The sequence below is a fragment of the Shewanella metallivivens genome (assembly GCF_028750675.1).
GTDB lineage: Bacteria > Pseudomonadota > Gammaproteobacteria > Enterobacterales > Shewanellaceae > Shewanella > Shewanella metallivivens.
Map to the genome: position 1 here is coordinate 109,618 of NZ_JAQQPZ010000015.1, position 13,185 is coordinate 122,802.

Annotated in this window: 9 protein-coding genes; 5 read left to right on the forward strand and 4 right to left on the reverse strand. The window is 43.4% G+C overall.

Features of this window, described 5'->3' with window-relative positions; all coding sequences use genetic code 11:
• Positions 1-39: 39 nt before the first annotated feature.
• The gene (purH, locus tag PQR79_RS18665) at positions 40-1,629 is read right to left on the reverse strand and encodes a bifunctional phosphoribosylaminoimidazolecarboxamide formyltransferase/IMP cyclohydrolase (protein ID WP_238103026.1); all 1,590 of its coding nucleotides are present in this window, start codon (positions 1,627-1,629) and stop codon (positions 40-42) included.
• A 319-nt stretch (positions 1,630-1,948) separates the two neighbouring features.
• Here purH and zntR point away from each other — a divergent pair, with 319 nt between their 5' ends.
• The 3 genes from zntR to PQR79_RS18680 all read left to right on the forward strand — a co-directional run bounded on the left by zntR (position 1,949) and on the right by PQR79_RS18680 (position 6,271).
• Entirely contained in the window at positions 1,949-2,410 is a 462-nt protein-coding gene (zntR, locus tag PQR79_RS18670) for a Zn(2+)-responsive transcriptional regulator (protein WP_238103025.1), read from the forward strand.
• Between the two features lie 2 nt (positions 2,411-2,412).
• Positions 2,413-3,891, forward strand: a complete 1,479-nt coding sequence (locus PQR79_RS18675) for an SO_0444 family Cu/Zn efflux transporter (protein WP_238103024.1) — start codon at positions 2,413-2,415, stop codon at positions 3,889-3,891.
• 367 nt (positions 3,892-4,258) lie between these two features.
• The gene (locus PQR79_RS18680; RefSeq protein WP_274408613.1) at positions 4,259-6,271 is read left to right on the forward strand and encodes a multiheme c-type cytochrome; all 2,013 of its coding nucleotides are present in this window, start codon (positions 4,259-4,261) and stop codon (positions 6,269-6,271) included.
• A 101-nt stretch (positions 6,272-6,372) separates the two neighbouring features.
• On the opposite strand, the gene PQR79_RS18685 is transcribed toward PQR79_RS18680, so the two are convergent.
• Complete coding sequence (locus PQR79_RS18685; protein ID WP_238103022.1) at positions 6,373-7,179, reverse strand: S1/P1 nuclease; 807 nt, start codon at positions 7,177-7,179, stop codon at positions 6,373-6,375.
• A 251-nt stretch (positions 7,180-7,430) separates the two neighbouring features.
• Between PQR79_RS18685 and PQR79_RS18690 the strand changes: the two genes are divergently transcribed.
• Positions 7,431-10,604 (forward strand): TonB-dependent receptor, encoded by a 3,174-nt coding sequence (locus tag PQR79_RS18690; RefSeq protein WP_238103021.1) that lies wholly within the window; start codon positions 7,431-7,433, stop codon positions 10,602-10,604.
• 90 nt (positions 10,605-10,694) lie between these two features.
• Here PQR79_RS18690 and PQR79_RS18695 read toward each other — a convergent pair whose 3' ends face one another.
• Together PQR79_RS18695 and PQR79_RS18700 are read right to left on the reverse strand one after the other, a co-directional pair.
• Entirely contained in the window at positions 10,695-10,817 is a 123-nt protein-coding gene (locus tag PQR79_RS18695) for a hypothetical protein (protein ID WP_261731830.1), read from the reverse strand.
• 232 nt (positions 10,818-11,049) lie between these two features.
• Positions 11,050-11,994: a LysR family transcriptional regulator gene (locus tag PQR79_RS18700; protein WP_238103020.1), complete on the reverse strand. Its 945-nt coding sequence runs from the start codon at positions 11,992-11,994 to the stop codon at positions 11,050-11,052.
• 96 nt (positions 11,995-12,090) lie between these two features.
• Between PQR79_RS18700 and PQR79_RS18705 the strand changes: the two genes are divergently transcribed.
• Entirely contained in the window at positions 12,091-13,185 is a 1,095-nt protein-coding gene (locus PQR79_RS18705; RefSeq protein WP_238103019.1) for an HlyD family secretion protein, read from the forward strand.

A 13,185-nucleotide genomic window follows, 5' to 3' on the forward strand; every position in this document is an offset into this window, starting at 1 on the left:
AAAAAGCAGCCAAAGAAGGCTGCTTGTTTCAAGTGGAATTTAGTGGCGGAAGTGACGCATGCCAGTAAATACCATGGCCATACCGTGCTCGTCTGCCGCGGCGATGATTTCTTCATCTCGAATTGAACCGCCAGGCTGGATGATACAACTAATCCCCGCAGCCGCTGCAGCATCGATGCCGTCACGGAATGGGAAGAAAGCATCAGATGCCATTACTGAGTTTTCAACCACTAAACCTTCATCGCTTGCTTTAATACCAGCAATTTTAGCGGAGTAAACGCGGCTCATTTGGCCTGCTCCGACACCAATTGTCATGCCATCTTTGGCGTACACAATGGCGTTAGATTTAACAAACTTAGCCACTTTCCAGCAGAACATTAAGTCTTTTAATTCATCTGCTGTGGGCTGGCGCTTAGATACCACTTTAATGTCTTCTAGGTTAACCATACCTTGATCGCGGTCTTGCACTAACAGGCCGCCATTAACACGCTTGTAATCTAGGGTGGTGGTTTGAGTGTTCCACACGCCACACTCAAGTAAACGCACGTTGGCTTTGGTTGCAACAATGTCGCGTGCTGCTTGGCTGACCGTTGGCGCGATAATCACTTCAACAAACTGACGGTCTACAATGGCTTGGGCTGTTTGTGCATCTAACTCTTGGTTAAAGGCAATAATACCGCCAAAGGCTGATGTTGGGTCGGTTTTAAAGGCGCGGTCGTAGGCTTCTAGTAGGTTAGCACCTAATGCCACACCACAAGGGTTAGCGTGTTTAACGATAACGCAGGCTGGGCCTTCAAACTCTTTTACGCATTCAAGTGCGGCATCAGTGTCGGCAATGTTGTTGTAAGACAAGGCTTTGCCTTGTAACTGAATCGCGCTGGCAACTGAGGCTTCATCAATTTGCGTATCAACATAAAAGGCGGCTTTTTGATGGCTGTTTTCACCGTAGCGCAAATCTTGCTTTTTGATGAACTGTGAATTGAACGTACGTGGGAATGTAGAATCGTCGTGGCACTCATCCTTGCTGTGTGCTGGCACCATAGTACCAAAGTAATTGGCGATCATTCCGTCGTAAGCAGCGGTATGTTCAAAGGCTGCAATGGCAAGGTCAAAGCGAGTTTCTAAGGTAGTGCTGCCATTGTTGGCTTGCATCTCAGCAATCACGCGACCGTAGTCTTTTGCGTTAACCACAATTGTGGTGTCTTTGTGGTTTTTGGCGGTTGAGCGCACCATGGTTGGACCGCCAATGTCGATGTTCTCTACAGCGTCGGCTAAGGTACAACCTGGTTTTGCCACAGTTTCAGCAAATGGATATAAGTTAACGGCCACTAAATCGATAGGGTTAATGGCGTTTTGTTCCATTACCACTTCGTCAATGCCACGACGAGCTAAAATGCCGCCGTGAATTTTTGGGTGCAGGGTTTTAACACGACCATCCATAATTTCTGGGTGACCTGTGTAGTCAGAAACTTCAATTACCGGGATATTATTGTCTGCAAGTAGCTTTGCAGTACCGCCCGTTGATAAGAGTTCAACACCTTGTGCATGCAGCGCTTGTGCAAACTCAAGGATTCCAGTTTTATCTGATACGCTTAACAGCGCGCGACGAATTGGTCTGACATTATTCATGTAGGTACAGGGTCCACTAGTTTGATTTTAAGGATCTTTCGTAAAACAGAATTGACTCAAGTCTGCTTTACCAAAGGCCCTTATGAAGTTGCTATAACACTTCTAGATAACAGTCTTATGATCAGGCGGGCATATTTTATCGTAAACCGCTTGTATTGGGTGTTTTTTCTATGTGATTTCACAATATTGAAATAAGAACAAAGATAATCAAAAATAATCCACAATAAACCCTTGACCTTGGATTAAACTCTAAGGTTTATACTTAAGATAATTTCAGAGACTTTTTAGCTGAATACACTTTCTGAGTAGAGGTTAAATTATGTATCGAATTGGCGAGCTTTCAGCCTTGTACGACATTAAGGCTGACACGTTACGGTTTTACGAAAAGCATGGGCTGCTGTCTCCTTCGAGCCGTTCAGACTCAGGCTATCGATTATATAATCAAGACGACTCTGAAAGGTTGAAGTTTATCCTGCGTGCCAAGGCGGTGGGGTTTTCGCTTAATGACATTGCCGATTTATTGTCTATAGAAGTAGATAAATCAAACCGTGCCTGTGCTGAAGTGAAAGGCTTGGTCGACACTAAGCTTGAACAAGTTGAAGCAAAACTGGCTGAGTTACAGCATTTTGCGACGTCGTTAAAGAGTTTATCTAACACCTGTTGTGGTGGCCCTGATAGCGCTGAGCATTGCTCGATATTGGAAGCGTTAGAGTCGTCAGATCAACATATTATTGCCAAAAAAGAACAGCATCATTTCTCTCATTCAGGTCATAAGGACTAAATATGTTATTGACCAATTTTGTTCATTTATTTTTAGAGTCCGCCCCTTGGCTTTTGCTGGGTTTAGTATTAGCAGGGTTGTTAAAGGTGTTTGTGCCAATGGCATGGATGCAAAAGCAACTGGGTGGTCATGGGGTAAAAACGGTATTTAAAGCGGCATTATTAGGTGCGCCGTTACCTTTATGTTCGTGCGGGGTGATCCCTGCGGCGGTTGGCTTGCGCCGTGCGGGTGCGTCAAAAGCAGCCACGACCTCATTTTTAGTGTCGACTCCAGAAACCGGTGTCGATTCGATTACCGTTTCTTACGTGCTACTCGGGCCGTTTATGGCCATAGTGCGCCCTATTGCAGCTATTACTAGCGCGATTGTGGCGGGGCTATTGGTCGGGCGCGATGACGATGATGGTGTGCCAGCAATGACTGAGACTCAAGCTGACAACACGACAACTGCAAAAGTTGAGTCGTCTTGCTGTGCAAGCAAAAAGACCGGTCAATCAAGCTCGTCTCAAGCGACGTCAACTCTCCATAACGGCAAGGCTGATACTGTGCAGCATGCTGGGGTGAAAATGACCGCAGTTAACACCGAGTCTGTGTTAAGCCCTATGGCCTCAGCCAAGGTGTTGAGTGCTGGACCAGCGCCAGCGCAAAGCCGTTGTTGTGCAACTAACGCTGATGCACCATCTCAGCCTGAATCATCTGGGTCATGTTGTAGCACTAATGCAGCAGCTCCTAAAAAACCAGACACGGTTAAATCCAGTTGTTGCAGTAGTCTGGCTGAGCCAAAAGGTGAGGCGGTAAGCAGTTGTTGTGCATCCAAGTCAGCGCCAGCAAACAAAGATGAAGCGGTAAACGCTGAACAAGAGAGCTGCTGCGCTTCAACTCAAGATATGGCAACTGAGTTAAAGCAAAACAGTGTAATGAGCCGAGTATTCTCTGGTTTGCATTATGCGGCCACAGATTTAATTAAAGACACTACGCTATGGTTATTAGTCGGGTTGTTTTTTGCCGCTTTAGTGCAGACTTACGTGCCAAGCGATTTTTTAGTGAAGTGGGGCGACGGTATTTTAGCCATGTTAGTGATGGTGCTAGTGTCTATCCCTATGTATATCTGTGCTACTGCTTCAACGCCGATTGCGGCAGGTTTACTGTTAGCGGGAGTGTCTCCTGGTGCGGTATTGGTGTTTATGATGGCAGGCCCAGCCACGAATATCGCAACACTGGGTGTTGTGACTAAAGAGTTAGGCAAACGTGCGCTTTATGGCTATTTAGGCGGTGTTATCGGTGTGTCATTAGCCTTTGGTGTATTGGTTAATTATTTAGTCGACATATTTGGCTTTAAAGTGATGCCACAAATTAGTGAAGAGCATGCATTATTGCCCCAAGGAGTAGTGGCCGTATCTGGTATTGTGTTAGCGATATTAATGGCTAAAGTGTTATGGGATATGATCCCAAAAGCCAATAAAGACAAAAGCTGCTGTTCATAATCAGCCATTAAACACTGGGCACAAATTGTTAATTTAATAAAGCCAGTGAGCAATATCACTGGCTTTTTTACGGCCATTAATAAGTGATTTGCTTTGTTATGGTGACAAAACTATCTGCATAGATAATGCATAAATAAGTGCCTTTTTTGCATAATGCATAATGGGTTAAACCCTTAAAAATACCTTAAGTTTTAAATAATTTTTACATATTATGAAGCACATCATGAATTAACAACAATTAAACATTTCTGCACTTTAATTGCACAAATATTGTGATTTACCTCTCCTTGCCTTTTAGCTGCTTGCACTACTATCACGCTCGTAAGATACCTATAAAGTGATAAGTCGTTTAAGCGACGCTGGAGTAATGATGAAAACAATAAAAATGTGCAAAATAGCGCTGTTAATAGCGCTTTCTATGGGGGTAATAGCCTGTGGAAGTGATGGTAAAGACGGCGCTGATGGCGTAGATGGGCAAGATGGCGCGCCAGGTTTACCTGGTGCAGACGCAACAGCTCCCACGGTGAGTGCTTCAACGGCAACCAATATTGAGTTTATTAATCATATTGTTGCTGATGGTATCGTCACGGTCGAATTTGGTGTGACCAACGAATCAGGTTATGCCATCACCGGTTTAACAGATGCATCAATTTACCTTGCTGCTAAAACCGAAAATGGTATGCAACGCAGTCGAGATGGTAGCGTGGGCGGTAATGCTACGGTGGGTGGTTCATCGCCAACAGAAGGTGCGTCGCTAACCCTACTTGATAATGGTAACTATCAATTAGTTGCGCCAATGGCGGGGGTGCAAGCTGACACTGAAGCATTAATTCGTTTGCAAGTTGGCGGAGGCGATATTGCCAAGTCACCGTATGTGCTAGTGGCAAAACCTGAGATGATGCATACCTCAACAACAGAAACCTGTTATGCATGTCATGTTGATTATGCCGAGTCTGATCTCAAACATGCTGGCTATGTGGCGTTAAATACCGATGGAGAAGTCGACTTTGTTGGTGGTTGTATGGTGTGTCATAACAACGTACCGCGTGATGTCGCTGCAGACGGCACCTCATTAACCACCGGTGGTTATGCTAAAAACACCATGCAAATGCTTGGACACATTAATCATCAAAATTTTGAAAAAGATTTTGAACCCGCTAACTGTTATACCTGTCATGCTGAGCCTGTAATGAACACCAGCCTTGCTGGTAACGGTTGTGCTGATTGTCATAACACGTCTAGCAGCTCTAGTTATGCCCAAGTTATTAGCAACAGTAATAGCAGTGAGTTTGATGCGAGAGAGTTCCACTTAAATAAGAGTGGTTTAGAAACCTTGCAAGCGATGCGTGTGAGTTACACCGCTGAAACCACAGCTCCGCAGAAAAATGATGCAGGCATTTGGTGTACCACTATGTCGTTATTTGACATTAGCAGTGGCACCAAGACCCAAGTGAATATTGGTTCGTTATACAACAAAGATGGCGACACAACAGGTGCAACCAATGTGGTTGGTAAGCCTATTGTTTATGCTGGTGCTTATTTACATGGCTATTACAACGAGTCAATTGTCGGTCGATTTGCTGGCCATGGTAGCAATGAAATCAAAACGGATAATGCTGATGGCTCAAGAACGCACTGTTTCCCATCACCATCAAGTGGTTTTGATCAAGCAAGTATTATGGCAACGGCTCGCATTTCATTAAGCTACCCAGGTTGGGTGCAAAATGATGGTGAAACGTCTATGTCATTTACAGCCTATTCTGACGCTGTTGATCAAACAACAGGTGACATTGTTGAGTATGAGCGTCGCTTAGCTGTGACCAACGATAGCTGTACAACGTGTCATAACAGCGAAACCAACTACCACAAAAATGGTGCTTACAATAATGGTGGTGTTGATTGCGTCGCTTGTCATAACAATGGACAAGATCGTAGTGCGGCAAACTCAGCCCCTGGTTATGGCCCAATGGTACACAGTATGCACTGGGGAATTGGTAACTCGTTATCTGGCGCTAAAACAGATGCTGATGGCAATAATATTACCAACTCTGCCGCGGCATTAAATGCCATTAACTGTGTGTCTTGTCATGCTGATGGCATTGACTTGAATGCAATACCTAATCAGTACATACGTGCTAAAGCATTCAATAATGGCGACCAAACTAAGATGGCTAGCCCGATAACTGCAAACTGTTTTGCGTGTCATAACGGTGACCAATCGTTGAACCACATGGAGTTAAATGGTGGTGAAATTAGCGCAGAAAAAGGGTCAGGTAACGACGGTACTTGGTTTACTCAACCTACTGGCGAATCTTGTGCAACATGTCATGCTGAAGGTCGTTCATTTGGTATCGAGAAATACCATAAGTTTGAACGCTAATATGCACTATGGCGTTAGCCTTATTGACTAACGACATAGCGTAAATCACAACGGGGATCAATTGATCTCCGTTTTATTTTGTTAACTGTTTTAACGGATGATTAATGAAAAATAGCATTGAGTTTTTCAGCTAAACGGATGCCAGCTTGTTGCAATCTTTTTTCAACAATAGGTTTATTTACAAATACATAGTTGAAGCGTAAATCATCTTCTCCCTGATAGTTTTGCTCCAAAATATAAGTTTTTTTACGTAAAAACTTAGACTCTTCTGCCCACTCATAATAACTTTGCCCTGACCATTGCTGGCGCTCAGCTTGACTGATGCGGCTCAAAAACTCACTGTATTCGGTGTAGCTTAATTGCTGTTGCTCGATGATTTTGCTGTCCCATACGCTGTGTAAATTGGTTTCTTGGCCAAACCATTTTACGTTAATTGTGTTACCACCTTTATCGTGGCGATGGCCCACATGTAAAGGCTGGTGGATATCACCCACAAAATGCACATAAAAGGCCAGCGCTTGCCATTTATCTTTTTGGCTAGCTTTAGGATTTTTCAAAACATTTTCAAATCGTTGTAGACTTTCAATGATATCGCCATCTGGATTGCGTGTTACTGACTGCCATGTTTCATCATCTTCAATTGAAATGTAATGCCAGGGCGCTGCGTGATGCCAGTTTTTATCTGAGCGAATTTCATCTGCCCATGTAGACATTTGCGCTAAGCTTTCCCCATTTGTTAGCTGATTAATCTGTTGCTTCGCGTTATCGCTCAAGTGTTGTTGAGCCAAGTCGCCAACGATACGATGCCCCAGCTGCCCAAAGGCAAAAGCCGGTGAGTTGATGCTTAACGAAAGTAATAACCCGCTCGCTATCATCATGCTTTTATTGACCCAAACTGACTTTCTCATTTTTTCCACTCTTTTTAGTGCGTTATTTGGCTGCAAACAAACCTTGCAATTTTTGACGGGAATATACAGCACCTTTATGACAGTTTTGTGTAACCACTAGGTTTCCTAATTGTTGTTTTTTGTACAAATTTTGACATTAAAATGCAACATAATCTCCCTACACTTCGCCCTGCAGTTTTTGCTGCATTTCAATACAAGGCCCAGCGGATTGGGTTAAACATTAAAATATAAGAAGTTTTCAGGGGTTTGAAATGTTACTAAGTCATAAAATGAGTCGCTTGGCGCTAGCGACGTGTTTTGCTATGGGTGTTGCATTGCCTGCATCTGCAGCTAACACAGCATCAGACATACGTGGACAAATTATGGGGCCAGCAGGAAGTGCTGCTTCTGATGCTAAAATTACTATTATTCACCAACCAACAGGGACGGTTACCGAAGTGCCTGTTACGGCAGATGGTCAGTTTTCTGCACGCGGTTTACGTGTTGGTGGTCCTTATATTATTAAAGTCGATTCTGATCAGTTTGCCGACACTGTTGAAGAAGATGTTTACTTGCAACTAGGCGAGACATTCCGTTTTAACCGCACTTTACAAAATGCAAACGAAATGGAGCGCATTGGCGTGGTAGGGAGTGCGGGTTATTACCGTTCAGCGGGGGCCAATAGTGAATTTGGCGAGCAAGATATTGCCAATTCACCTGGCCTTAACCGAGATTTAAAAGACGTATTGCGTCAAAACCCAATGGCTGTAGTTGGTACAGATGGTGTATCAATGAGCGTGGCAGGTTTAAATCCTCGTTTCAATACTTTTGTGGTTGATGGCATATCGCAAAACGATGATTTTGGCCTTAACTCAAACGGTTACCCAACACAACGTTCACCTATTTCAATTGATGCTGTTGAGAGTGTGGCGTTAAATGTATCGCCATACAGTGCGCGCAATGGTGGTTTTACGGGCGCGCAAATTAATGCGGTCACTAAGTCTGGTACTAACGAACTATCAGGTTCAGTATTTTGGGAAACCACTAACGACAGTATGGCGGGTGATGGTAAAAACCAACAAACTGGTGAAACGTTAAAGCAAGATTTTGAAGAAACTACGTTTGGTGGCACGGTGGGTTTCCCGTTAATTAAAGATACGTTGTTTTTCTTTGGTTCTTATGAAAACTTCGATGCACCAAAATCTGCAGAGTGGGGGCCAGCCGATGCAGGGTATGCAAACGACTCGGATATTACTTCAGCGGAATTAACGCAAATTGAACAGATTGCCCAATCGGTTTATGGCTTAGATAGCATTGGTGGCTACACTACCACGCCACAAGAAAAAGATGAAAAAATGCTAGCTAAAATTGACTGGAACATTAACGACCAGCACCGTGCGAGTTTTACTTACCAATCTACAGTCGGTAACTTAACCAATAACATGAGCTCAAGCTCATCGTCTTTAAAATTATCAAGCACTTGGTACGACAAAGAAGAAACATTAGAAACCTATGCTGCTAACTTATACAGCGATTGGACTGATGATTTCAGCACTGAAATTAAAATAGCTTATAAAGACTCAACCACTAAATCGAAAACCATTGATGACTTAGGCATCGGTATGGTGTCGGTTCAAACCTATGATCGTGCTAGCGATTATGTGGTATTTGGTACAGATAAATCACGTCAGGCAAACGAGCTTGATAACCAAAACCTTGAACTACGTTTTGTGGGTGATTATTACCTAGGCGATCATGAAATTGGCTTTGGTGCTCAGTACAATAGCATTGAAGTGTTTAACCTGTTTGCCCAAAATGTGGCAGGTAACTGGTCATTTAATACCATTGAAGACTTTGAAAACGGTGATGTAGACCAGTTTTTCTATTCTAATGCAATATCTGGTAATCCTGACGATGTTGGTGCAGCTTTTAACATGGACACGTTAGCATTGTTTGCTGAAGATTCATGGGATATCACCGCAGATTTAACCCTCACATTTGGTTTGCGTTATGAAACCATTAGCATGTCTGATTCGCCTGCAATCAACCAAAATTTTGTTGAGCGCTATGGTTTTGCTAATAACGAAACCTTAGATGGTCAAGATATTTGGTTACCGCGTATAGGCGTGCAATATGCACTAACTGAAGATATCAGCATACATGGTGGTGTAGGGCGATATAGTGGTGGCTCTCCGACGGTATGGATTTCAAACAGTTTCTCAAATGATGGTAACAGCTTACTCAGCTACAACGATGGCTGGAATTCTGCTTGGGGCACACCTGACTTTGCGAGTGTACCTTCTGCTGCGCAAGACGGTTTAGTCGGTGGCGACGGTAACGTGAATGCTATTGACCCTCATTTTAAATTACCGTCAGACTGGCGAGCTAGTATTGGTGTCGATAGCACTTGGGATTTTGGTGCATTGGGTGATGATTGGTTTGTAGGGGCAGAGTTTTTATACATTCAAAAAGAAAACGATTTAGCCTGGGTTGATTTGGCTCGTCGTCAAGTGACGACAGATGCCACTGGCCGTGTTGTGTATGAAACATGGGACTCATTGGCAAATGGTGGCACCGGTGGTAATACTGACCGTTATGACATTATGCTAACCAATGCTGACGATGATGGTACCAGCAAAACCTTGAGTTTATCGCTGGCAAAAAACTGGGACATGGGTTTAAGCATGCGCGCAGGATATGCTTATAACGCTGTAAAAGAAGGTAACCAAGGTTCATCTTCTACCGCAACGTCAAACTATCAGTACACGCCGGTTCAGTATGATCGTAATAGCACCACAATGGGCACAGGCTATTATGAGACGCCGCATCGCTTTACGTTTAGCTTAGGTTATGATGTTGAAATCGTATCGGGTTATAACTCAAGCTTTAACTTATTCTATGAGGCGCGTGAAGGTAATCCGATGACTTGGGTGTTAGGCTCATATAAAGATGGTAACTTAGGCGACCAATCAAGTTTTGCTAATGCGTCATACTACTTACCGTATATTCCAACAGGTGCCGACGACCCGAATGTTGAGTACGGTGACGGGCTAACTTACGAACAATTTAAAGCGGCTGTCGATGAGATTGGTCTAGGTCAATATGCAGGGGGGATTGCACCTAAAGGCACTGATAACCAACCTTGGGTGCATCAGCTTGATTTCCGCTTTACTCAAGAACTACCAGGCTTTACCGACGATCATAAAGGCCTTTTATACTTTGATGTGAGCAACGTGCTTAATTTACTTAATGATGATTGGGGCGTGGTTGAATACCAAAGCTATGGTACATCAACACTTGTTGACCATGATTACAATGCCAGCACTGGGGTTTACACTTACTCTGTGCCCTATGGCCAAGATGGTATCGAAACCGATAACCAGAATAGTTATGACATCAACAAGTCGGCTTGGCAGTTAAAAATTGGTGTTAAATACCTGTTCTAATTAGGCTAGCGCTTAACAACAAAATACCGAGCAAGTTGCTCGGTATTTTTTTGTCTTGGTAAATTGCTATTAATTCAAGTGATAACCGTCTTATTTACCTTTAATAACAGAAGTTGCTGGGGCTTTTTTCGCTTGTTTCACTGCACGTTTTTCTTTTAACGTCAGTTGTGGCTGCTTCTTCGACTCTTTGGCGTTATTACGTTCTTTGCTCATATTATTTACTCCGTGTATGCGCTGGGCTAGGTTCACTCTGTAAAAATGTTAAACAATTATTTGAATCACAATATCAAGTACAACTCATGCGAATATAGCGTTGAAATTAGCATCCTTTCGTGGCTAGGCTAAATTGATACTAGCACCAAGTTGCACAAAAATATCTACCATAGATATAGATTATTTAGTGCTAAACGTAGATTGCAAAAGCATAATGATATTTGCAAAACCTTTAGGTTTTAAAATGTGACTTAACATCGATAAAGTCAGGGATCTCTAATACATTTTCACCCCAATTATTAATCAGGGCCGCATAGAGGTACTCGATAAAAACAAGATACTTACGTGGCATATATACCCGCTGAGGAAAACTTAACGTCACTTTAGTTTGTGCCATTGGGAAGTCTTCTAATATTGGAGTAAGTTGCTGACTGATGATGGCTTCTTGGGCTATGATCACCGGTACAGCAGTGATACCTAAACCTTCTATTGCGGCTTCTCGTGCAAATGTGACGTTATTGACGTTAAGTTGCGCGGGCGGATCAAGGTCGAGCCATTGTTGGCCATCAAATATTCTCCAACCACCATTGATGTGCGCCGACTGTAACTTTATTGCAGTGTGCTTCATTAAATCTTGTGGGACTTTTGGCGTGCCGTGGCGGTTAAGGTAGTCGGGGCTGGCCATCAGTTGTCTGCTGGCAATCACCAATGAGTAACTCTGTAACTTGGGGTCATCAACCTCAGTTATTTGGAACAGAAAATCCACTCCTTCTTCAATTACATCAACTTTACGGTTAGTCAACTCTGCATCGATAGTGATATTGGGGTAAGCGGCAAGAAAGCGCGCGAAAATACGCCCAAGAAATAATTGCCCTAACTCGATAGGACAAATGATTTTTAAATTGCCTTTAATGTCTTGCTGGCTAGCACTTAATAAGTCTTCTGCACTTTGTAAATCTTGTAAAATTTTATTTATTCGATGGTAATAACTCGATCCCGCCTCGGTGAGCTTTAACGCTCGAGTCGTGCGGAATAATAGCTGCACACCCACATCTGCTTCTAAGTCAGCAACCTTACGGCTCACCGTTGCTTTGGTTATTCCTAATGCTTTTGCCGCACCGGTAAAACTGCCTTGCTCCACCACTTGCGAGAATATTTGAACACGATTGAGATCCATATTGTTACACCTGTGAAACAGTGGGTTGATTTTTAGCTATCTAATAAACTACAGGAAACAGTAGTAAACTAGAAGGTAATAAATTAGGAGTTAAACATGTCTATTAATAAACGTTTTATCTTAGTGCCAAGTATTATTCTCGCGGTTGTTATCGCTGGCGTTTATTGGTGGTTACAAGTGCGGTTTATTGAGTCAACCGATAACGCGTATGTAGAGACCGATATTTCGAGTATTAGCGTCAAAGTGCCTGGATATATTGTGCAATCTGCGGTGAGCGACAATCAGCACGTCAAGCAAGGTGAGGTACTTGCACAGCTTGAAGACAGTCAGTTTGTCGCGCTTGTGGCCCAAAGCCAAGCTGTGCTTGCTAGCTCTAAAGCCAATTTACAAACGTTAGCGGCGAAAGTGGAACTGCAACAAGCTTTGATTAATCAGGCCAAAGCGGCTGTAGTGGCATCACAATCAGATCAGTTAATTGCTAAGCAACAATTAGCGCGATCGCAAAAACTGAAAGTAAGCAATTACAGTTCGCAAAATGATGTTGACCAACTGCAAGCCAATTTTGATTCGGCATCGGCACATGTTGATGAGGCACAAGCGGCTCTCGTGGCGAAACAGCGTGAACTATCAGTGTTTAACGCCCAGTTGTTGCAGGCTCAAGCTGACGTAGACCAAGCACAAGCTAGTGTTGAATTAGCCAATATTCAATTAGTCGATACCCGAATTACCGCGCCCTTTTCTGGCATTATTGGTAAGCGAGGTGCGTTAGTGGGGCAGTATGTGCAACCAGGACAAGCACTGTTTAGTTTGGTTCCTGATTCTCAGGTATGGATAACCGCTAATTTTAAAGAAACTCAAATTGAGCATATGCAGCCAGGTCAAGCGGTTAAGGTTAAATTAGATGCCTATCCAGATGAAGAATTTAAAGGCTTTATCGACAGTTTAGCGCCTGCTTCAGGCTCAAAATTTAGTTTATTGCCTGCTGAAAATGCCACCGGTAATTTTACTAAGATTGTGCAGCGGATTCCGGTGCGGATCCGTATTGATAATAAGCTTACGGCGAATACCCCAATGCGTATTTTACCGGGATTGAGCGCTGTGGTTAAGGTCGATACACAGAGCGCAACTCAAGCTCATGCAACAGCCAAAGCGACCCTTAATGATAAGATAGCAGTCACTGCAGGACGTTAA